The sequence below is a fragment of the Parapedobacter tibetensis genome (assembly GCF_024704835.1).
Lineage (GTDB): Bacteria > Bacteroidota > Bacteroidia > Sphingobacteriales > Sphingobacteriaceae > Parapedobacter > Parapedobacter tibetensis.
On the sequence record NZ_JAMXBE010000024.1, the window covers coordinates 19,242 to 40,503 of the forward strand.

The 21,262-nt window shown below is 45.3% G+C and carries 18 protein-coding genes; 2 read left to right on the forward strand and 16 right to left on the reverse strand.

Going from position 1 to position 21,262, the window contains the following annotated elements:
* Window positions 1-13: 13 nt before the first annotated feature.
* Genes NF543_RS23595 through NF543_RS23610 form a run of 4 tightly spaced genes read right to left on the reverse strand, consistent with a single transcriptional unit; the run spans window position 14 to window position 7,995 of the window.
* The gene (locus tag NF543_RS23595; RefSeq protein WP_257668771.1) at window positions 14-1,408 is read right to left on the reverse strand and encodes a RagB/SusD family nutrient uptake outer membrane protein; all 1,395 of its coding nucleotides are present in this window, start codon (window positions 1,406-1,408) and stop codon (window positions 14-16) included.
* 31 nt (window positions 1,409-1,439) lie between these two features.
* Window positions 1,440-4,502: a SusC/RagA family TonB-linked outer membrane protein gene (locus NF543_RS23600; RefSeq protein ID WP_257668772.1), complete on the reverse strand. Its 3,063-nt coding sequence runs from the start codon at window positions 4,500-4,502 to the stop codon at window positions 1,440-1,442.
* A gap of 41 nt (window positions 4,503-4,543) precedes the next feature.
* Window positions 4,544-5,953, reverse strand: a complete 1,410-nt coding sequence (locus NF543_RS23605) for a TlpA family protein disulfide reductase (RefSeq protein WP_257668773.1) — start codon at window positions 5,951-5,953, stop codon at window positions 4,544-4,546.
* A 38-nt stretch (window positions 5,954-5,991) separates the two neighbouring features.
* Window positions 5,992-7,995, reverse strand: a complete 2,004-nt coding sequence (locus NF543_RS23610) for a S9 family peptidase (RefSeq protein WP_257668774.1) — start codon at window positions 7,993-7,995, stop codon at window positions 5,992-5,994.
* Window positions 7,996-8,537: 542 nt separating this feature from the next.
* Between NF543_RS23610 and NF543_RS23615 the strand changes: the two genes are divergently transcribed.
* Entirely contained in the window at window positions 8,538-8,837 is a 300-nt protein-coding gene (locus NF543_RS23615) for a hypothetical protein (protein ID WP_257668775.1), read from the forward strand.
* Window positions 8,838-8,865: 28 nt separating this feature from the next.
* On the opposite strand, the gene NF543_RS23620 is transcribed toward NF543_RS23615, so the two are convergent.
* From NF543_RS23620 to NF543_RS23640, 5 genes are all read right to left on the reverse strand, one after another.
* The gene (locus NF543_RS23620) at window positions 8,866-9,321 is read right to left on the reverse strand and encodes a DUF1772 domain-containing protein (RefSeq protein WP_257668776.1); all 456 of its coding nucleotides are present in this window, start codon (window positions 9,319-9,321) and stop codon (window positions 8,866-8,868) included.
* On the reverse strand, window positions 9,318-10,142 hold the full coding sequence (locus NF543_RS23625) for an SDR family NAD(P)-dependent oxidoreductase (protein WP_257668777.1): 825 nt from the start codon (window positions 10,140-10,142) through the stop codon (window positions 9,318-9,320). The genes NF543_RS23620 and NF543_RS23625 overlap by 4 nt, the downstream gene beginning before the upstream one ends.
* A 347-nt stretch (window positions 10,143-10,489) precedes the next feature.
* The gene (locus NF543_RS23630; protein ID WP_257668778.1) at window positions 10,490-10,843 is read right to left on the reverse strand and encodes a DoxX family protein; all 354 of its coding nucleotides are present in this window, start codon (window positions 10,841-10,843) and stop codon (window positions 10,490-10,492) included.
* Window positions 10,844-10,857: 14 nt separating this feature from the next.
* Window positions 10,858-11,508 carry an NAD(P)-dependent oxidoreductase gene (locus NF543_RS23635; protein WP_257668779.1) on the reverse strand — a complete coding sequence of 217 codons (651 nt, stop codon included), beginning with the start codon at window positions 11,506-11,508 and terminating at the stop codon, window positions 10,858-10,860.
* Window positions 11,509-11,906: 398 nt separating this feature from the next.
* Window positions 11,907-12,050 (reverse strand): hypothetical protein, encoded by a 144-nt coding sequence (locus NF543_RS23640; RefSeq protein ID WP_257957565.1) that lies wholly within the window; start codon window positions 12,048-12,050, stop codon window positions 11,907-11,909.
* Here NF543_RS23640 and NF543_RS23645 point away from each other — a divergent pair.
* On the forward strand, window positions 12,049-12,318 hold the full coding sequence (locus NF543_RS23645) for a hypothetical protein (RefSeq protein WP_257957566.1): 270 nt from the start codon (window positions 12,049-12,051) through the stop codon (window positions 12,316-12,318). The two genes, NF543_RS23640 and NF543_RS23645, sit on opposite strands and share 2 nt — an antisense overlap.
* A gap of 490 nt (window positions 12,319-12,808) precedes the next feature.
* Here the strand turns inward: NF543_RS23645 and NF543_RS25605 are convergent, their stop codons facing one another.
* The 7 genes from NF543_RS25605 to NF543_RS23675 all read right to left on the reverse strand — a co-directional run.
* Window positions 12,809-13,012 (reverse strand): HTH domain-containing protein, encoded by a 204-nt coding sequence (locus tag NF543_RS25605; RefSeq protein WP_373275029.1) that lies wholly within the window; start codon window positions 13,010-13,012, stop codon window positions 12,809-12,811.
* 36 nt (window positions 13,013-13,048) lie between these two features.
* Entirely contained in the window at window positions 13,049-13,270 is a 222-nt protein-coding gene (locus tag NF543_RS23650; protein ID WP_257668782.1) for a hypothetical protein, read from the reverse strand.
* 50 nt (window positions 13,271-13,320) lie between these two features.
* Window positions 13,321-15,264 carry an OmpA family protein gene (locus tag NF543_RS23655; protein ID WP_257668783.1) on the reverse strand — a complete coding sequence of 648 codons (1,944 nt, stop codon included), beginning with the start codon at window positions 15,262-15,264 and terminating at the stop codon, window positions 13,321-13,323.
* Between the two features lie 30 nt (window positions 15,265-15,294).
* Window positions 15,295-16,308: a PorP/SprF family type IX secretion system membrane protein gene (locus NF543_RS23660; protein WP_257668784.1), complete on the reverse strand. Its 1,014-nt coding sequence runs from the start codon at window positions 16,306-16,308 to the stop codon at window positions 15,295-15,297.
* A gap of 141 nt (window positions 16,309-16,449) precedes the next feature.
* Window positions 16,450-18,111, reverse strand: coding sequence for a T9SS type B sorting domain-containing protein (locus NF543_RS23665; protein WP_257668785.1), 1,662 nt, complete (start codon window positions 18,109-18,111; stop codon window positions 16,450-16,452).
* 4 nt (window positions 18,112-18,115) lie between these two features.
* Window positions 18,116-19,549 (reverse strand): CshA/CshB family fibrillar adhesin-related protein, encoded by a 1,434-nt coding sequence (locus NF543_RS23670; RefSeq protein WP_257668786.1) that lies wholly within the window; start codon window positions 19,547-19,549, stop codon window positions 18,116-18,118.
* A gap of 53 nt (window positions 19,550-19,602) precedes the next feature.
* The coding region (locus tag NF543_RS23675) for a hypothetical protein (protein WP_257957567.1) at window positions 19,603-21,262 on the reverse strand (1,660 nt) is incomplete at its 5' end.

Consider the following 21,262-nt stretch of genomic DNA (forward strand, 5'->3'; position numbering starts at 1 on the left):
CGTTTAACCAAACCTAATACCCTGGGTTCTGTGTCAGATTGCGATTCAATTCAAGGTCTTGTTCCGGTATTGGGTATAATACGGCATCGCTTTTCCAGGAGCTTCCTTTGTGTGCACCCAACACGGCATCGGCTCTACCGGTACGGATCAAATCCACCCACCGATGTCCGTATTCGGAAAACAATTCTACCCTTCTTTCTTGTTCGACAGCAAGCAATACTTCTTCTTTTGACAGGGATGGCGGAAGTTCGCCCAAGCCTGCCCTGCCACGGATGGTGTTCAGCGCATTTATGGCCGCCGAAAGACGGCCCAACTGGGCATTTGCCTCCGCATAGATCAGGTACATCTCGGCCAGGCGGATAAGTACCTGGTTCTCGGCCAACGTACCGTCATCCGGGGTGCTCCGTTGCTTATATTTATAAGGGTACCAATTAAAAGGCTCCCTTGCGGTAAATTGGTTCACCCAATTGACCCTGCGCTGGTCGCCCTCCTCAAAGGCATCAAGAAAGTCATCCGTGAAGAAAAGGGAAGCTCCTCGTGCAGAAGGAGAAGGGATGTAGTATCTTCCGGCATTGGTATGGCCTATGGTCGTCCTACTGGAGCCATCCGTACTGATGGCGAATATCGTTTCCTGGCTACTTCTTAGAAAAACCTGCGTAATCTCCTCCAGCGCTAACGAACCCTTCAACGGACCGTTGATTAATTGATCGGCCTCACTGGCTGCCTGCTCCCATTGTTCTTGGTATAGGTAGGCACGCGCCAGCAAAGCGGCCGCTACAGGTTCCGTGGCCCATCCATTGTTCTTGGTCACATGGCGCAGGAGCACCTTGGCTTGTGTAAGGTCATCGATGATTTGTGCGTATACAGCCAGTTTTGGTGATCTGGCCAGTGATCCCGATACCGTCACATCCGCGGTGAGTACCAAAGGGACATCCCCAAAAAGGCTCACCAAATTGAGGTAGCTCAGTGCCCTGAAAAACCGGGCAACCCCAAGGGCCTCTTTTCTGACATTTTCGGAGATGTTGGGAGCTTCCGCCAATGCGCTTAACATGAGGTTGCTTTGGTAAATGGAATGGTACGGTATGCGCCACATGGTCAGGCTAGACCCATTGGAGGGTAATAGGCTGTTGTAAACGAATTGATCGTATTCAGGTGAATTGAAGTGTAGGAGTTCATCCGCTGAAAAAGCCGGGTAGATATGCCGGTAAACGTCATGGTATGCACTGCCTATGAGGTTGTAACTATACATCCCTGCGATATTGGCTTCCACCAATTCGTCCGTGGCAAACGCTGTGCCGGCTATGAAGCTGTTTGTCGGCGGGTCTATGTCCACGAACTTTTCACAGGAAGACAAAAATAATCCGAGCATTGGTATTAACGTGCTGATGCCGATAGCTGGTGATTTCATGATGATGATCAGTTAAAATGTGTATTGCTGGTTACAGTGTTACCTGCAAGCCAAAGGTGAATACCTTCAAGGGAGGGGTGTAGAAGCCCGGTGTTTCCGGGTCATAGCCTTTGTAGCCGGTGATGGTCAACAGGTTTTGCCCGAGTAAATAAACCCTGAGGTTATCCAGTTTTAGTTTTTTGGCGAATTGCGCCGGTACCGTATACGATAGCGAAAGGTTTTTCAAGCGCATGAAGGATGCATCTTCTATGGCCGCCGTTGAATTTCCGTAGCGATCATAGGCGACCCCAAAGTCACCGCTATTCTGCGTGGATAGCCGTGGCCGGGATGCCTGGTCTCCGGGTTTCCGCCATATACCCTCCAACAGGAACTTGGGCACATTGAATATTATCCCCGGCTGCGAGCTATTGGAATCATTGATGTAGCCGTTGGCATAGGGACGCTTGACAAATTGGAAAAAGACATCCAGTTCAAACCCTTTATAACGGAATGTGTTCCCTAGACCACCATAATAAGCTGGATCCGAGCTGCCGTAGCTGATTCTGTCGTCTAGCCAAGTGATCATGCCGTCTCCATTTTGGTCTACTACAAGGGGCATCCCTGTTTCCGGATCGATATGGTCGAACTCAAAACGCTTGTACGTATTGAGGGATTTACCAACTTCATACCTGTTGGCATACACGGTAGCGGAAAGATTGGGAAAGGCCACCAAGGTATTTTTATACGTGGTGATATTGAAAGTTGTCTGCCAATTGAAATCCGTCGTTTTTATGTTATGGGTGGTAAATTCGAATTCCACCCCCCGGTTCCTGGTTTTGGCACCATCCAGGTTGGCTACATAGCTTGACCATCCCGTTTGTAGGGCAGTCGGATAAGTCACCAACTGATTACTTCCCGAATGGTTAAAGAAAGCCGTAGTTGTAGTGATCCGGTTGTTGAACAGGTTCAGTTCCAAGGCCACTTCAAATTTGTTGGTACGCTCCCACCTAAATTGCGGGTTGCCCAGTCGGTCGGCATACAATCCCGGAGTGAAGTTGTACGGATGGTTTGCGGCCCCAAATGTCTCCATGTAGGCGTAGTTGCCAATTCCATCGTTTCCCGTGAGGCCGTAGCTGGACCTGAGTTTGGCAAAGGAGACAAATGATAGGTTATCCTTGACGAGCTGTTCATTGCTGAGGATCCAAGCGATACCGAGGGCCCAGAAATTGCCGAAGCGTCTGTCTGGGGCAAAGCGGGAAGAACCGTCGCGACGGAATGTGGCATTCAGGAAATACGTGTCGTCAAAATTATAGGTCACACGGCCGAATAACGAATGGAACTTGTACTCGTTGTAGGAATTGTTATAATTGCTTATCCTTGACGCAGACCCCAGATCGTTCATCAACAATTCGGAAGGGAAGTCTTGTCCCTCGATAAATTGTCCACCACTGATGGTGTGCTGGAATGTGCTTCCTGTTAAAACGGCAAACTTGTTCTTCCCGAATGATACGTTGTAATTAATCTGTGGCTCGATATTGTACGTATATTGGTAGTTGGTACTGAAATAGGCATAATTTTTATCGGCTGTCGCCCAAATATTATCAATATAGCCGCTTCTGTACCTTCCTATCCCATTGTAATCCAAACGGGTAAAAGCGCCATCCAGTTTGACCTGCAAATTGTCCAGTACCTGGTAGCCAATGGTGCCGGATCCGACAAACTGGTAGTTTTTCAGGTCGGTGTCCGTATAGGTATATTGCAACGGGCTTTGGGTATTGGAAGAACCGCTGGGGCCGTAATAGGGTAATCCGGTTTCTTCATCCAGCAATGGGATATTGGGCGCCAGCCAGGCATATTCGAAGGCATCTGCTCCGATGGAGGCCATTTTCATCAGGGTGTAGGCGAGCGTTGCACTTGTCGTAAAACGGTTATCCGATGACCGGTGGTTGACATTCAAACGTGCAGTGCCTTTTTTCTGGTTGTTTTTACCCATCAGTACGCCGTTTTCATCACGAAACCCCAGTCCCAGCATGAACGTCGTATGGTTGGTTCCACCCTGGACATTCAGCTGCGCATCGGTGATGCTCTCCGTATCACCGAACAGCAGATCCTGCAGGTCTGTGTACCGCTCTTCGCCCCATTCCACGATATCGATGGCTGTGATGTCTGATGGGGCTATCCCGTCTGCCGCGAAGGCATCCCTGCGCATCTGGATGTATTCCTGGGTGTTCAGTAGCTCCAGTTTGTTGACGGCTCGTTGGTAGCCCCTGTAGATATCGGCACTTACCCGTGTGGGGCCTGCTTTTCCTTTTTTTGTAGTGATCAGGATGACGCCGTTTGCCCCTCGTGAACCGTAAATTGCGGTTGCATCGGCATCCTTTAGCACCTCCACACTCTCGATATCAGCAGCGTTGAGGTTGATGAACGGGCTTATCCAACCCGCGGCCCCACCGACATCATAATTGTTGATGGAGGTTGAGGGCAGGGGCACTCCATCTATGATATATAGTGGGTGTGGCGAGGAGAGAACCGTATTGTCGCCCCGGATGCGTACGTGCGTGAGGGCACCGAGGTTGCCACTTGTAGTGCTTATGTACACGCCGGCCACCCGGCCCTGCAAAGCCATTACCGGATTTTGAATGGGTTGTTGGACGATGGTTTTCCCCTCCACCTTGGACACGGAACCCGTGAGCTCGCCCCGCGTAGACTCCCCGTATCCGATAACCACTACTTCATCCAGTACGGATCGCTCGACTTCCAAGATAATGTCTCCTGCATCGCTGGCCCGTACGTCAAGACTGGCATGGCCGATATAATGGATATGCAACATGGCGGAATCATGTGGTACCGTAAGGGAAAACTGCCCCCGTGTATTCGTGGTGGTCACATTATTGGTGCCCTTTTCGGTCACCGTCACGCCTGTAAGTGGATTGCGGTGGATGTCTACTACCACACCGTGTACGGTCATTTGACGGGTCTCGGGTAACGCCCCCGTTACTGGATAGGTACGTGTATACGCATTCGCCGAAACCTGGATACAAATGACAGTGAGCAACACAGCACCTCCTTGCTTCCATAAATGATATGGAAGTTTATATGAGCATTTGAACTTCATACTTTTGTGGGATTAAGGAAATTGATTTGCGTATGGAAACCCTACAACAGCGAATCAAACAGCTCTTTTATTTTTGGGTCGGAAGGCCGTGGAGCATCGGCAGAAATGATATTTCCTGCAGGGTCCAATAAAATAAATGTCGGTATCGACGATATCGCATAACCCAATATAAAGTCAGACTCAAAGGCATTGTCAGCGATGAGTTGTATTCCTCCAAGCTCTTCGTTTTTTACCAATTCCCTCCAGGTGTCATACTGTTTCTTCTCATCCAAAGAAATACTAACAAATGCGATGTTTTTATTGTGGTATTCTTTTTCTATTTCTTTTAGAAATGGGATTTCCGCTATACATGGGGCACACCACGTAGCCCAAACATCGATGTATACATAGTTGCCTTTTAGCTCTTCCAGGGAAGTAGTCCCACCATTAAAATTCTCGTATTCAAAAACAGGGGAAGGCTTCCCTTTTACCAGGTTCTTGATGTTTTCATATTTTTTCGCTAGTTTTTCCTTTATTCCTTCACTTTGCAGTTCCGCCATAAAGTAGGCATACGTTTCTTTCAGGTCATTTGCTCCCGGAGATATTAAGGCATGTGCATTTAGGTCTAATAATGCATCTTTTATTTTACCGCGGGGGTATTGCTTTAAAACTTCGAGCATTGCAGCTGGATAGGAAGAGGTTTCTTTTTCTTTGTTTTTATCATGGATTTTTTGCACCCGCCTACCGAATTCACTAAATACCAATCCTTTATATGAAGGAATTTTTACAAAAACTTCTTCGTCGGCATAATCTATGTTGCTAAGCTCTGTATCAAAGTCTTCACTAAGGTCTAATGAATCATTTTTGGTGAAGTACTTGTGAGCACCAGGATAGTGTAAAATGTTCAGCGCATATTCATAGTAATTACCGCTTACTTCCAATTGTATAAAATTTTCGTTCAAATTGGAATTTTTCGCCAAGGAGTCTAATGTATTCTTTTGATCCTGTATGGTTCGCTTAAATTCCTTTTCTTCCAGTACAAATAATTCATCCGGTTTGGACCTGGGAAATTTTTCCTTTAATAAAAATTTTCTGGCAAGGTAATTATTTGCCTGTTCCCCGGTACCCGTATACGTAAGGCTTTCATCAAATTTATTTTCATCCGGGTCAGCATTGACTTTTAGCTGTATGTCGTCTTCTTTGTTTAAGTATAGGGTTGTGTGTTGATCGCCTATCGATAGGGAATAATAGCCGGGTAGTTCGATCTTTAACGTATCTGTAAAACTTCTGTTCCCATCCAGGGCTATACCTTGTTCATAATCGTTTCCGCGTATTTTTATTTCTTTCAGGTCCTTGTGTCCGGTTACCGTTCCGGAGAATAGGACATAATCTGCTTTCTGCTCTTGGGTACAGCCCCCAATCATTACCAAAGCAATCATCGTTGCCTGTAATGTGTTCCATGATGGTTTCATGTTATTTGGATTAAATGGTTAAATGAAAATATAGCTAGCTAAAGGGCCGTCTGCCTTAAATGTTTAGCAAAAAAGCCCATCATTGCCTTATAAAATTCTATCTCGTTTTCTTCATGAGCAAAGCCGTGGCCTTCATTGTACTTAACCATATATGGAACGTCTACACCCCTGTTTCTCAAATTCTCAACGATCTGGTCCGATTCATCGATATTCACCCTGGGGTCATTGGCGCCCTGTACAACAAATAAAGGCTTCTTGATTTTGTCGGTGTGGAAAACCGGGGACACTGCTTTCATGATTTCTTTTTCTTCGGGCACCTCTTCATCATACCAAACGGCTTTTAAAATGCCCAGATAAGGCTTCCAATAGGCCGGTATGGTATTCATAAAGGTAAATATGTTGGAAACACCTACATAATCTACACCACAGACGTATAAATCAGGCGTTTTGGTCAATCCGCGCAATACGGCATAACCACCATGGCTTCCGCCATAAATTGCCGCTTTGCCGCCATCTACCCAGCCTTTCTCAATCACGTATGCCAGGCCGTCTTCAACATCATCCATGGCTTTTCGGCCCACCTGCTTAAACCCACTGCGTAAAAATTCTTTTCCGTATCCGCCGCTAATTCTAAAATTCACTTGAAGGGTGGCATATCCCCTGCTGGCAAATAGTTGAGCTTCCGGGTTAAAGCCCCATGAATCGCGAATACCCTGCGGGCCACCATGCGGATTCACGATTACGGGGACACGCTCTCCTTTTAATGCAGCTTCGGGCAGGGTAATATATCCGTGTATGGTTTTACCATCGCGACTTGTAAAGGTAATAGGCCGTATTTCCGCCATGTCTTTTTCCTGTAGCTGTGGCATTAAATCAAACAACAGCTCAAATTTGTCGGTGGTCACATCGTAGGAATAAAATTTTCCGTACAGTTTGTCGCTGTTTACAGAAATGAGGTACTTGTTCTCGTTATCGGTAAAACCACTTATACCGTATTGATAATCAGGAAATTGTTCTGTGATTCGGTGGTGCAGCTTTTGGAAGTAGTCACTAGCGGGTACCATATTATTTTTTTCTCCCTCATAAGTGAAGTAATCTAACTCCCAGTCTCTTTTTCTGGAAAACGAAGCACCGCGTACATCATACTCATCATGGCTAAATAATTTTTTGATGACTTTGCCTTTCGCCAAATCATATTTCAGTACCTGCGTTTTATCCGTTCCCAGGTTTGAAAGCACATAAGCATCATGCGGATTATCTGAAGCATAGTCGTAGCTGAGCACACTAAAACTCTCATCCCAGGATGTTTCTTTAATTTTCTCATAATTACCGGGAGAGGTTTCATAATAAACGTGTGTGTTCACACCCCCTACCAACCGGTCAAAACCCCGCGGGTTTCCATCTTTATCAAAATTATACCCCGTAATCGGGGTCACTAAATCCTCATTTTTATACAATTGCTCTATCTCACCTGTATTGATATTGATCTTATACGGCTCAAACACCTGCGGATTATTCATGTTCATGGAGATAATCATATGGTCTTTATCGTCTTTCAGCAAATTCAGGATTGGGAGATCGACCTTTACTCCCTCATACGGAGTCAATTCTTTTTGGTTGCTACCATCAACATTTGCCGCAAACAGGTGATAATTTTGATTGCCGCCCTTGTCCATCACGTAGATTAAACGGTTGTCATTGGCCCATGCATAAGCAAGCACCAGTTCTTCTTTTTCTTCAATTATTCGTTTTACATTGCCGGTTTCCAGGTTTTTTACATACACGTGGTTTTTTAAATCCCCGTCTTTTTCCCGATAACTCAAATACATCCCATTTGGAGATATCCCGAATGCAGAGGCCTTGGGTTTTGCAAAATAATCTTCTACAGCATATTTATAGTTGCCTTTTTCAAGTGAAGCCAGCATTTCCAATGCTTCTTTCGAAGAGGGAAGTGTTGCGTTTCCCGGTAAATCTTTGTTTTCCTGGGCACTGATATGACCGATTATCAAACATGCCGGGATTAATAAGATCAATTTTTTCATTTTTTTTTCGTTACGTTCTCTTTAAAAATAATATGATGTGTTTGGAAAGGGCATAAGCCACTGCGCCTTCTCCATGTGTCCGCTTTTTGAATCCCACAACGGATGCTACGAAGACAATACAAAGTAACAGGATAATTTTAGCACCTTTTCACACCATATTTGTGGGAAATACTACCCCAATTTAGGTGAGCTCTTATGAGGTCTATTGACTTCAGCGGTGTTTCATGCGAGCGATCGGCAGTATCCATTTAAAAATGGACAAGAGAGATTGCTCTCCCTTGCCCTAACTAACCAACCAAATAAATCATTTCAATTACCTAATCATACTCTTCAAACCCAATGGGTATCAAATCTCCTCAACCGGATATAAACCAAGCGGGTATTGTGATGCCCTTTAAAGTCTTGGAATAAACAAAGTAACGTAATTGAATGTTAGGAGATATACCCCATAATCCTTGGAATTTACCCCCCAATTTAGGTGATATAAAACAACCGGTTTGTACGTGCATGGGGTATGCATTTTGTCATTTAACTTCCGTTTCGTGAGCAAGATAAAACACAAGAGGCTGGATTTTACCACGGTCAGGATTGGGCCGGGTAGGGCGGTCATAGCAGGAGGGCATTTGATAACCTATACCGATAGCGAAGGGGAAATACCTTTTACGACCTATGTTTTTATAAAAAAAATTGGATGTTTATCGACAGGTATTCGACGATTTTTAAAGAGGTCATTTTGCCCATCACTTTGTAATGTTGCTACGAAACTACCCGCCTCGGCGAGGATAGAAAAGGGAGTCGGAACCGAGAGAATAGGGAAGAGCAGATTTAAGGGCTTGTTGTAACTCCAAAAAGCTAAACCGTACTGCAGCCTTATTTACTTTGCGATGCAAACACTAATAAAGCAAAAGTCAGAATGAAAACTATAGAACGATATCCTTGAAAAAAACGCCATATTCTTCGTTTTCTTTTCCATTCATTTGAATAGTCGTCACTTTTCCAATGACCAGTAGCGACATTTACTGGGACATTAAAGAATATAGTGGTTGCAATGGCTAAAGAAAATACGATACTACTGATCAATTGTAAAGTTCCCGAAAGGCTTATTTTGATAGGGTTAGCGACATAGATCGAAATAACTAAGATTAAACTTAAAGGCATTAAAATCGGCATAATCCTTCCAAATGTTTTCAACAATCCTTTTTGAAATGTGATTTGTTCAGCAGGAGGTAACTTTGTGATTACCGGGTGTACACACATCCAGGAACCTGACTCTGCTCCCGCTACCCAACCCACTATAATAATGGTGATTATTTCTAAGTAATTCATGACTTTTTATTTTTCTGGTTAAACATTTTTTTTCCATCACTCAATAAAAGCTTTTCTCTCAAAAACCAGGGGAAGTTGATATACAGATTCATTAGTCTGCGAAGTTTTCTGCCCGGCAGAATAAGCGATTTGTTCTTTTCTAATTGGGTTACAATATCTGCTGCACATTCTTCTGATGATATACGGGTGTTTTGAGAGGGACCGCCTTTCATACCTCCATCTATTCCCGCATTTTTGTCAAACTCACTATCTACGGGTCCGGGTGTAACCAATACAATATCTATTCCGTAAGGCTTTAATTCAGCTTTAAGATTCATTGTAAACCCGGTAATAAAATGTTTGGATGCTGAATATACGGCGCTTCCGGGCATCCAAGCAATACCTGCACCGGAACCCATGAACACAATGCCTTTGCCTTTAGGACTTTGCATCATTTCTCTTAAAACCAAATGAGTGAAGGAAACAACACTTTTAATATTAAGGTCAATAATGCTGTATAGCTTCATTAAATCACTTTCGTGAAAATATTTTTCGTCACCAACACCAGCATTGTTAATCAAAATATCTATGGTTATTTTTTGTTCTTCCAGTCGGTCAATAATTTCTTGCTGACATTTCTCATCAGTAATATCTGAAGGAAAAATAATCACTTTTACAGATGAGTTAATAGCGATTATTTTTTGTGAAATCTTATCTAGCAGTTCTTTTCTTCGGGCTATTAGTATGAGTGTTTTTACTTTAGATGCTAGTTCCAAAGCCAGTGCTGCACCAATTCCTGCAGAAGCACCGGTAATGACGATATTTTTGTTTGCTATGTCCATAATACTTTGTTTAAATTAACAGGACAAAGTTCGGTGGTAAATCTTTCTTTAGTTTGTCATTGATTTCAGGTATACCCTCGATTTTGCTGCTTAAAACTGGCGCTTTGGAAATTGCCCGATGGATGGGAGGGAAAACGATGGTATGCGACGGCGGTGTGTCACCCATACCGCCTACATGAACGGTCTCTTTAATTACTGGCGGTAGGTGGTCTAAAACACGAAAGGGCCTATTTTATCGGCATACCGATTGGGCAATATTCTCATGATGGCCAATGTACCGACATCGGCTCTTTGACCTTTTACTGAAAAACTTCTTTTCTTTTTCATTACTTTATTCTTTTTATTTTTCATTTATCTTGAAAATAATATGATACCGCCAAAACCACTAAAAAGAAAATAGGCATAATGACTACAGATAGTGGATCTCCACTTGCAAAGTGAGCTATAAATGCAGAAACGAAAGTCAGTGCGAACCCGAAATAGGCAAATGATTTTATCTTATCTGAAACCCGTGGAAGTATTAATGCTATAGCACCAAGTACGTTTAGTACTCCTAGTTCAACTCGGAAATAATCTGGAAAACCTAAATGTACAAATGCCGCTTTCATATCAGGATTAGTAAAATATCCGAATGCACTAAAAAGCATTATGGCTGTAATTATGCCTGTGGTTGTCCAATAAATAATTTTATTTTTTTTCATTTTTTTTAGATGATTTAATAACCAATGGTAAATGGCTTGCCTACAAATTGCTGATTTTTGATTTCATCAACCAACGCAACCGCATAATCTTCGAATGAAATGGTGCTTGCTCCATTTTCGTCAGCAACCAGATTGGTAGTTCCTAATCTGAATTTACCTGTACGTTCGCCAGCTTGTATCATCGCAGCCGGGTTAAAATAAGTCCAGTTTTTCAACCCCGAATTTTCATAAAACCCCTGCACTTCACCGTGTGCAAAAATCGATGGTTTATATTCTTCCGGAATGTTATTCATAATGTCGGCATTATCCAACATTTTCAGGCCAGGTGCAATCTCATTATTAGGACCTCCGCCAACAGCAATAATTCTTGTTTGCGGTTGTTTTTTTAAGGCATTGATAAGGTTTTGATGTGCTTTTTTAAACTGTTCAGGCGTTAGTCCTGCATAAAGTGATATTGCGGATACAACAACATCTTTACCAGCTATTAATGAGGGTAATTCTGCCTCATTTAGCAAGTCGCCTTTAATTACTGCTAAATTCGGGTGTTTCAATTCTAGGGCTTCCGGTTTGCGTTGTGCGGCTGTTACTTCATATCCTTTATTTAAGGCTTCTTTTAATATTCGCTGGCCAATGTTGCCAGTTCCTCCAATTAATAAAATTTTCATGATTTTATTTTTATGTTATTTTTCTTCATTGATTTAACTATGAACTTGTTTAAACTTTTTTCATTAGAATAAATTGTTCTTTAACGGCAATGAAGCTTGCATGAGCTGTCTTATTTTTCATTTCTTCTGTGTTTTCAATGGCATTCAAGAGACCGCTTCGCTTAGTTCATGCCCTTTTTTGAGCGGTAGCTCATGCAGGTTTCTTCTTGTTAATCCCCCTTAGGAACAATACGCTGTTAGCTTGTCGAGCTATCAAAATATCGAACGAAGCGATTAACAAGTCAAAGGAAAATAAAAATATCATCGTTTCTTCACACCATATTTGTGGGAAATACTACCCCAATTTAGGTGATATAAAACAACCGGTTTGTACGTGAATGGGGTATGCTTTTTGTCATTTAACTTCCGTTATGTCCATCTGCTGCCCCTTGTCGTATCCGAATGATTAACACCAACATCCGTCCATCAAATTGGTCAGCAACCATTTCCATTTCGTCGATGCTGCGAAGGGCTTCCTTTTTGAGGTCATTGTTGGCTGCCATGTATACCATGACCGTTCGCTTGACCAGAGGTTCTCGTTCCGATAGGTTATACGAACTTAAACAGGGTGAATTTGTAGGCCTATCGGTCGAATCACAAAAAACAAAAGTACGGGGTACGGTAAAAGTAGACCCGAATGAACGTCTTTTGGCCGTTGAACCTTTTGTAGAGGGTGTTACCGAGAAACTTTTGGAACAAAATTATGAAAGAATATACAGCGAGGTGGAAGCCATCATAACGGGCGAAATCATGCCGGCTGCACTGAAATAAAAAGACAGGCCCGAAATAATGAATTCTGATAACGGGCCTGTCCAGCAAGATTACATAATAGTTTCAGTTACTTCCATGATGGAACCGTAATCGCTCTGAACTATTATTTGTCCTTTTTACTGTCAAACAAAAAATAAGCAGAGCCAACTCCCCCTATGATTATAAAAATTAGGTTATTCCATTCAAATAGTTCTGAAATTGTCTTCCCCTCCAGTGCCATGTCCTTGGCGAAAAGCAATAAGAATATAGCTAAAAAAAACGCGAATCCCCTTATCAATCGCTCTTTATAATTGTTTGTGAGTTTCACTATCATTAAGATTATTATAAGTTAATTGCCCCAAGGCCAATAAGGTACGTAAGGAACTGTACGCTGTTCCATCGAGAATTGGTTTTCTTTTGATAGTTTACTGATTTTCATTTTGGATAAAATTTTAAGTTTACATTATTTTCAATGACGAAATAATGTAATTAGACGGAAAAAGATATTCCGTCATTCACTTTTTAACAAATATTTCCTATTCTGGTTACAGTATTCTATCTTATGACCTTTTTTTCTTAAAACATTAATCATATTGCGGACTGTCTTTTCTGTGCAATTGAATTTTTCTGCAATCTCTTTGGGCGAATGAAGCCTACGCTTATTTATCAACTCAAGTAAATAATCTAATCTAATAGAATACGTTAAATAATCCATTTACAAAACTGTTTAAAAAAGAACTGTAACGATTAGCTATATCCTGACAATATGATCACTGAATTGGCGTATTCGGATAATTCCCTTGAAGTGACCATTGAAGAATTGCCGCACTTTCAACACAATCACGTTCTTAAGATCTTCCATGTTTTCGCCAAAGGCGACTATACCGTAATTACCCTCAACGGCCGACATCAAGCCCTTATGGTTGTCCACAACCACAAACAGCAGTTCCTTAGTTCTTAAAAGCGGTTTCACACGAATATCATTATCTCCAAAATCTATGTTTTTTCTACCTACCAGTCTGCTCAATATGCCAATACCGTAACCTCCGTACGCCTATTGGCTTGATGTGCAGCACGGCTACATGGCACTCCATTGCTGCAATGATTCACCAACCGTGTCTCTCCATATCCCTGCGCTACCATCCGTTCGCGCGAGATACCCCTGCTTACCAGGTAATTTACCGCCGACTGTGCCCTGCGTTGAGATAGATCCATGTTGTAGGCATCGCTGCCCCGGCTGTCTGTATGGCTAGCCAATTCGATTTTCAGCGTAGGGTTGTCACGCATTGTACGAACCAGTTCATCCAGTATTGCCGCGGCATCTGGACGGATATTGTCCTTATCAAAATCATAATAGATATGCTCCAGTTCAAAAGTCTGACCTATCTTGGACACCGGCTCCAATAGTAGCGCCACCTCCAAGGTGTCTGATGTGGTGATGCCATGCGTCCTGATTTTGGCCGAATCGGCATGGTAACCTTCCTGCTGGCCAAGCACCGTATAACCCATGTCGCTATCGAGGATGAATTCAAACCTACCCATTTTGTCGCTGTTCTTCTTCGCTACAATTTCACGTGTGCCGTCGTATAGTGTCACCGAAGTGGAAGAGATGCGTTCGCCCGTGGACTTGTCTGAGGTCGTTCCGTTGAGGACGATAACAATCCGTGGTTTCTCATAGCTGAATGAATAGATATCGTCATTACCCACACCCCCTTTGCGGTTGGAGGAAAGGAATCCCGCCAATCCACCCTCATTTTCAGTGCTCACGATATAAGCAAAATCGTCACCGGCTGAATTGACCGGATACCGGAGATTTTCTGGCTTGCTCCAAGTCGATTCGCTTCCTAGGGACTTGAATACGTCAAGGCCACCCATTCCTGCCAATCCATCACTGGAATAGTACAATGCGCCATCCGGCCCGATATTCGGAAACAGTTCATCGCCCGGGCTGTTGACAATAGGCCCCGCGTTCATCGGTTTGCCCCAACGATTGTCTGCTTCCTCCACGTAATACCAAATATCGGTTCCGCCGTGCCCGCCCGGCATGTCACTCACGAAATAGAGTGTCTGTCCGTCGGAACTGAGGGTTGCATGCCCAACCGAATACATGGACACATCATTATAGGCAAAGGGTTCAACTTGCCACGTACCACCCTGATGGGTATGGATGTACAATTCCAATCTATTGGTAATGATTTTCTTTTTACCTTCCCGTACGTACTCCCCATCATGGCCTGGGTAGGTACGTGTTACGTAAAGGGTATTGCCTCCCGCATCCACTGCCACCGGACCGATATGGAAGCGCTCATTATTGATAGGGGACTCAGCGATGCTGGGGTGGCTCAAGGTATGATCTGATGCCACATCTACCGTATATACCCGCAAAAAGGCATTTCCCGTCCAGCCATATAATCGCTGTCCCACCAATGCGTCGGGTTCCCCCACGTAGTATGCCTTATCGCCCAAGGGGAATATGGAAAACTCTGACAGTGCGGTATTCACGTTGGCCTCATTCCTCAATTTATGCGGGGTAGGATTGGCCATCCAAACGACTGCGGAGTCGCAACCGGCCAACTGTATAGCAACGCTTTCCCAATCACCCGTCTCTGCCGCGTAAGCTTCCAACTGTTTCTTGGCGACGTCATATTTTCCGTTGCTTTTGAGTACGTCGCCATAGCGTATGAGGTTTTCCGCATCGCTATCCTCGTGCTGCACCACACGGGCATACCAATTCTCTGCCGACTCATAGTCATTTAATTTTTTGTAGCAGACTGCCAAACGTTCCAAATCCCGAAGTCGGGGCTTACGGCCGTCGACTAGATTGAGATACAGTGCTATGGCATGGGAATACTCGTACTTTAGGTAATGTTCTTCCGCCCGTTGCCTTAGGTTCGGCTGTTCTTGGCCGTATAACCAGCAAGGAAGCGTGAGCATCATCATCATGGTGTATAGGTATTGTGGTCTCATAGTCTCTTATCTTATTTTCGTTTTTGTTGCCTAAAAGAACCTCGGGCTAAGCATCCGGCGATAACGCTTTCCAAACGTGATTCCCAATGTCACTTCGTGCGAACCGTTCTGTACGCTACTCAGGCGACTTAATACATGATCATAGGAGTAGCCAATCCGCAAATCGTCCGTCGCGTAAAGCTGCGTAACGACCGAAAACGAATTCCGGCTGCTGAGGCTACTACCTGTCACGCGTTGGTAATCCTTCTGGAACACCGTCACCCCCGTGCGCCAGCCCCCGCCGATCCAGAAACGGTCACCAAAGATGAACATCGCGTTGACATCGAGGCTGGTGGGCCCCTTAAAATCCTCCTTCACCAACAAGCTTGGGCGCAGTTTGAGCCCATCGCTGAGATCCACCAACGCCCCACCGATGAAATACAGGTGCCGTTTACGCCGGATGTTGTCCGTGGTGGTATTGTCCCAGCGGAAGATGTTATTGCTTTGGTCGCCCGACAGCAGGTCCATCACCGAAGCCCCCGCGTACCATCGGGGACTGTAATAATAGATACCAAATCGTACGTCTGGTACAAAGTTGCTGATCTTGTTCGGCGGGAGCGCTTGGTCGCCCAAATGGAGCGGATCGAGCTGGGTGCCGTCCAGGCTATACTGCGTAGCTCCTGCGCCTACACCAAAGCTCAGCCGCCGGGTATCTTCGGTGTTCAGCTGCAACCGGAAAGCATAGTTCAGGTATGCCGCATTGGCTGCTTGGGGCCCCAACTTATCCGCCGTAACCTGGAGGCCCACACCATGGCGCTTACGTAGGGGATCTACTACGCCGTCTATGGACAGCAATCCGGTTTGCGGAGCGCCATCCAACCCCACCCATTGGCTACGGAGGCCCAACTGCCCGAACCATTCCTCCTTATAACCGGCATAGGCTGGGTTAACGCTCATCGAATTGAAGATGTATTGCGTGAACTGAATGTTCTGCTGGGCCCGGAGCATCCCAGAGCCCCCCAGCAATGCCGCAAGTATCATCGTTTTTATGATTGTCCTTTTCATTTCCTTTTTCTTGTTTGCTTATTTGCAGATTATTGATTCCCTGTTTGTTTTTAAAGGCATCAATGAACCCTCCTGCGTCGGGTTTTGTTTATGCGCTTTTTGCGAATAGCGAATCTGCGTATTTGCGAATTAACGCATTGCTTACTGTCGCTTAATCAATATCCAACCCTTATAATCCGTAAGGGTTCCCCCCTTATGGGTCGTAATCAGGTAATAGTATGTTCCCTCATTGAGGTTGCGGCCGTCCCAGTCATTCCTATAGTTGGTGCTCCGGTACACTTCGTTGCCCCAGCGGTTCACCACGGTCACCTCGATGCGGTCGAACCCTTCGATGCCCTCGATTTCGAACACGTCATTCTTACCATCGCCGTTCGGGGTAAACACGTTCGGTATCCGTAGCGCTCTTGGCGTCACCGTGAGGGTTACCGTCGCCGTATCGGTGAGACCGTTCTCATCGGCAGTCTCATATTCGAAGCTGTCGTCCCCAACGAAACCGGGGTTGGGCGTGTAGGTGATGCTGCCATCGGGGTTGACCACCAGCGTGCCGTTGCTCGGCTGCCGCGTAATGCGTACACTGCCCACTGCAATCGGACTGCTGCCCGGTCGGTCATTTTCTAAGACGTTGATCTGTACGGATGAACCGGATTCCACCGTTGCGGAATCGTCGGTGATCTCGGGTCCGACCTCTTCCCCGTCTGTTAACTTGGTAAACCATCCGCCATCCGCCGTCACACCGGCCACGGTTAATATATCGGCCCGCGTATGGATACCTTCGCCCGCTAGTACGGTCACGTCTCCGATCCAGTTGCCACTGCCTGCATATTGCACGATTTGCGCATCGGCATCCACATAGGCACTGCCGTTGGTGATGCTGTTATGCTGCAATGTGTACATGGTACTTACCCCAGCATCGGCATGGACATGCCAGATGCGGTCCATGCCCCGTTCCGGATCCGGTAGGTCGATACCCGCCGCACCATAGTCCTGCACGCTCACATATAGGGTGGTCGTGGCATCAGGCGCGAGTGTGGCTGGGGTGTAATCACCTTCGGCGATACCTACCGGGAACACGAACGGCTGGGTATTGCCATAGGACTTGATTACATGTCCAGCAGTGCTGTTGCCCGTTACGATCATCCGCTGGCTGTTGTATCCCATCAACCTTGCCGACACGTCCATACCGAGATCGTGGCCATTCAATATGATATCCCCGCCATCCATGGCAAATTCGAACAGCCCACCAATATTCAGCGCCGCGGCTTTAGCCGACTCCGGATTGGCAGTTCCGTACCCCGGATCCCCGAAATCCGCGAGCATCAGGTTGCCCGGGTTCCTCAGTTCGATATCCAACCCGATGAATGTCCCATTGTTCCCATCAATCAATGTAGGTCCGGATTCCATGTGCTCATAATACGGGTTGGTGGCAGGGTCATGGATGATGATCCGTCCCGTGCCCGTGAAGGTCGCTGTGGGTGCTATCCAAATGTTTTTGCTCCATATTTCCAATGTTCCATGGATCTCCCAATGCGCATTAGGCCCGAAATAGGAAGTCTCAGAAAAGCGGAGTTCAACCGTCCCGGGGCTCACAACCACCGTCGAGTTGTCTGCCGTGGCACTACCTTCGCCTGTTTGCGCAGAAACGGGAACCGAAGATAACATCGTAACGCCTATTATGATTATGATGTTTTGTAAGATGTGTTTCAATGTTGCTGGCAACTCTTCCACTGTTTGCCGTTTTGCATAAAACGAAAGTTGGAAAAGCGACGAAATGCCAATAATTTTCATGTTGATCTTATTGCGCATAGTCTTATTGTTTTGCTTTTGAAGGAAGCCCGGGGTTTGTAATGGCAGGCCCTAAAATATACATCCTGTGATCTTCCACTTCTCCAAAATTCACGTTACTGTCAGGGCTTGTTGCATCGGGTTCGCTCGGGTCAAAATAGCGTAACCTTACGTATGTACTGTAAGGTTTCCTTACAGAAGGCACCGTCCATTGCAATGCTACATTTCCGTCGCCATTGGCAGGAACAATAGCCGTTTGCCTTTCGTCAGTATCGAATGTGCCGTTCCGGTTAAAATCAATCCAACCCGATATCCGTGCACCGGCTTTTGCCCCTTTATATGGAATTTGTGCACTGATAATGTTCCCCGGCATATAGTAGGCTTTATATGAAAAACGTTTATACTGTATTGGCCAAGTGTCTTCTTCATCTATTCCTGCGTCTCCCGAATTATCATCGCCCAGGGCATCTTTTGAAAACATAGAATTATTATCGGCATCGGGGGGAGTGCTTCCCAGATAACTGCCTAAAGTACTTACCAAAGCTCCCGGATTATAACCGATGGTATTAATGTTGGTATAAAATATTGGATTCGGGTTAATTCCATCACTTGTAAATGTAAGATTTTGCAATAGGTGAATCGGGCTGCCATACGATTCCGGTGCATCCCCTAAATCTGCGTTTGGCGTTAATAAACCTATTGCCAAGGCTGTTAGCCCTCCTCCTTTTAGCGTTGCGGTAAACTGAACAGAAAGATCGGGATTAATTCCTGTATTGTTATAGGCAGATTCATTAAAAGAGAGAAACGAGATAGCGGTTGTATTGTTATCATTTCCTCTTAAAAACCTCATGATTTGTTGAGTTGTTCCGTTCACATTTTCTTTTCTTACCCTATAGTCCCCCGCCCCAACATTTTTTTTTAGCTCTACTATAGTCCACCTGCCATCTGCCGTTGCATAGATATACTCAGTAGGAGCTAAAGACTCCGCATCTGCAATTACCAATCCTGCAATGCGAATAGGGACGCTTCCAATGGTAGCCTTGCACCTTAGCCTAAGTGTAGATGTCCTCCCATCGTTCCTATTTCTAATACCGGCAACCAATTTATTGTTGGCTCCTGTTCCGCCGATATTATACAGGTTATCAAATGAATCTCCTACAAAGTTTCCCGGCGCGTAGCTATTCACTGGAGTTCCCGTTATACTAATAATTTCAGCCTCCACACATAAGTATTTGCCGCTTCCCAACGATATGGACGCATACGATTTATTACCTGCCGTTAAGGGTTGATTGTGTTTACCATAAGGATCTGTTGTTTGATTTGACGATCCCCAGGTTAACCATAGCACTTGGTCTTTATAAGGGCTGGTTCCACCTGTTGCATAAGCTGCCGTTACAATCTGGTTAGGGTAACAAGGTTGGGCTATGGCGTTGTTTATAGAAAACAAAACCAAGACCATTGTTATTGCTCCAAAATTTTTTAACGTATTTTGCATCATTACCATACTATTTATTATTTAACAGCAAATACAATATTCATAAACGATCCTACGAGAACATCTGCCGTTGGGCTTACCGAGTATGTCAGTACCCCATTATCATCTACTTGGACATTTGTAAATACGGTATCGTCATACCAAGTGATGTAATAATCCAACTCGTTGGCAGGTAATACCGGTAAATTAGTGGTGGTATTTGTATTCGTAACCATTGGCGAGCCAAACTGGTCTTGATATTTTGCATATAAGTCTATAGTACCAAAAGTTTCTCCCGAGGGCACTTGATCCGCTGCCGTAGGTATTATAATAGCTGGCATATAGAAGAACTTGGGCATAGCAGCATCAACGGACACAGGCATATCCCTCCATTCCAATTGTTGCGGTGTTGTACTACCTGCTGCCAATACCTGATTGGCGGTAGGATTGTTGCGGGGAAAAATGTAATCTGCAAACGTGGGTTGAGAAGGGAGGCCATACGAAAATCGGATGCCGTTTGCTCGACTCACTTGAATACTCGAACGTAAGCCATTCGGCTGAAAACTGTTCATATTGATCTCCCCAAAAGTTCCCCTTATAGAAGAGCCTTCCGGTATCTGTTCAGGAGTTGGTGAGCCCGGGAAACCAAGTGCAAGTTCAAAATGCGGTGTTTCCCCTGCCCCTGTTTGCACATTCAAAAACCCCACCCTGTTGGTAGCAGCACTAGCCCCATATACTTGTGAAAGTCCCTGTCTCGTTGCCACTGTGCTAATCTCAGTGGCATTCCCTAAATTAGCGTTATTAACGTGGAAGATAGCCGTGGCATTTGATCCAGCTAGATCCGTTTCTATTCCGGTGAATTGAGTTCCGGCACCCGACATCGCTTTGAATGTCCCTGCTATTTCCAGTTGCTTATTGGTCGAGGCCGTATTTATACCTACGCGGCCCATCTGGTAGATGTCCTGCGTGTTGGTGGTAGCCTGGGCGCCGTCTGCTTGGTTTAGCCAGGGTTCTATGGCCAACGCATCCACATCTATGGTTTGCAGCACACCGTTCGGGTCAACAGATACCACGCTGTTTGTTACTACGTCTCCTGCTTCCAAGCCAGAAATGGCCAGGGTGTTGGTGGCGTCGGTGATGATCTCGGTAGGCTCTGTTAAAGCACCGCCCAATTTGATCTCCCCGTCAACTTTTGTTAATCCATTGATGGCATCTACTTCGTTCTCGCCTATCAGGTTTATGATCTCGTTGAATATGTCCCCTTCGTTCTGGATGTTCCCCACCACGCTTTGCGGCACATCCACGGTTATGGCATCCCCGTTGGCGTTGGTGAAGGTGTAGGTGCCGTCCCCATTGTCCGCCATTGTGGTGGTGTTGGCGTCGAAGGTGACCACGTCGCCAGCCTCGTTGGTGTACGAGAAGGTGCCGTCGGTGTTGTCTGCCAAAGTCGTTACCGTTTCATTGGCCGTGACGACCGCACCTATGTCTATGGTCTGGACCGTGCCGTCTTCATTGGTATAGCTAATGGTCCCATCGCCGTTGTCCACCAGGTCGGTCACGGTCTCTAAGTCGTCGATAATCGTGGCCAGGGCTATCGTGGTGGCCGTGCCGGCCTCATCGGTATAGGTCACCGTACCGTCCCCGTTATCTACTAAGGTGGTCAGGGTCTCGTTGGCCTGGACGAGGTCCTCAAAGTCG

What these genes read in the sequence shown, in the direction of transcription:
- NF543_RS23630 (WP_257668778.1), bottom strand. Translation starts at nt 10,843, where the DNA reads ATGAAAAAAAATAAAATTATTTATTGGACAACCACAGGCATAATTACA.
- NF543_RS23600 (WP_257668772.1), bottom strand. Translation starts at nt 4,502, where the DNA reads ATGAAGTTCAAATGCTCATATAAACTTCCATATCATTTATGGAAGCAA.
- NF543_RS23670 (WP_257668786.1), bottom strand. Translation starts at nt 19,549, where the DNA reads ATGGTCTTGGTTTTGTTTTCTATAAACAACGCCATAGCCCAACCTTGT.
- NF543_RS23605 (WP_257668773.1), bottom strand. Translation starts at nt 5,953, where the DNA reads ATGAAACCATCATGGAACACATTACAGGCAACGATGATTGCTTTGGTA.
- NF543_RS25605 (WP_373275029.1), bottom strand. Translation starts at nt 13,012, where the DNA reads ATGGATTATTTAACGTATTCTATTAGATTAGATTATTTACTTGAGTTG.
- NF543_RS23660 (WP_257668784.1), bottom strand. Translation starts at nt 16,308, where the DNA reads ATGAAAAGGACAATCATAAAAACGATGATACTTGCGGCATTGCTGGGG.
- NF543_RS23665 (WP_257668785.1), bottom strand. Translation starts at nt 18,111, where the DNA reads ATGCGCAATAAGATCAACATGAAAATTATTGGCATTTCGTCGCTTTTC.
- NF543_RS23610 (WP_257668774.1), bottom strand. Translation starts at nt 7,995, where the DNA reads ATGAAAAAATTGATCTTATTAATCCCGGCATGTTTGATAATCGGTCAT.
- NF543_RS23640 (WP_257957565.1), bottom strand. Translation starts at nt 12,050, where the DNA reads ATGGCAGCCAACAATGACCTCAAAAAGGAAGCCCTTCGCAGCATCGAC.
- NF543_RS23595 (WP_257668771.1), bottom strand. Translation starts at nt 1,408, where the DNA reads ATGAAATCACCAGCTATCGGCATCAGCACGTTAATACCAATGCTCGGA.
- NF543_RS23635 (WP_257668779.1), bottom strand. Translation starts at nt 11,508, where the DNA reads ATGAAAATTTTATTAATTGGAGGAACTGGCAACATTGGCCAGCGAATA.
- NF543_RS23625 (WP_257668777.1), bottom strand. Translation starts at nt 10,142, where the DNA reads ATGGACATAGCAAACAAAAATATCGTCATTACCGGTGCTTCTGCAGGA.
- NF543_RS23645 (WP_257957566.1), top strand. Translation starts at nt 12,049, where the DNA reads ATGTATACCATGACCGTTCGCTTGACCAGAGGTTCTCGTTCCGATAGG.
- NF543_RS23620 (WP_257668776.1), bottom strand. Translation starts at nt 9,321, where the DNA reads ATGAATTACTTAGAAATAATCACCATTATTATAGTGGGTTGGGTAGCG.
- NF543_RS23655 (WP_257668783.1), bottom strand. Translation starts at nt 15,264, where the DNA reads ATGAGACCACAATACCTATACACCATGATGATGATGCTCACGCTTCCT.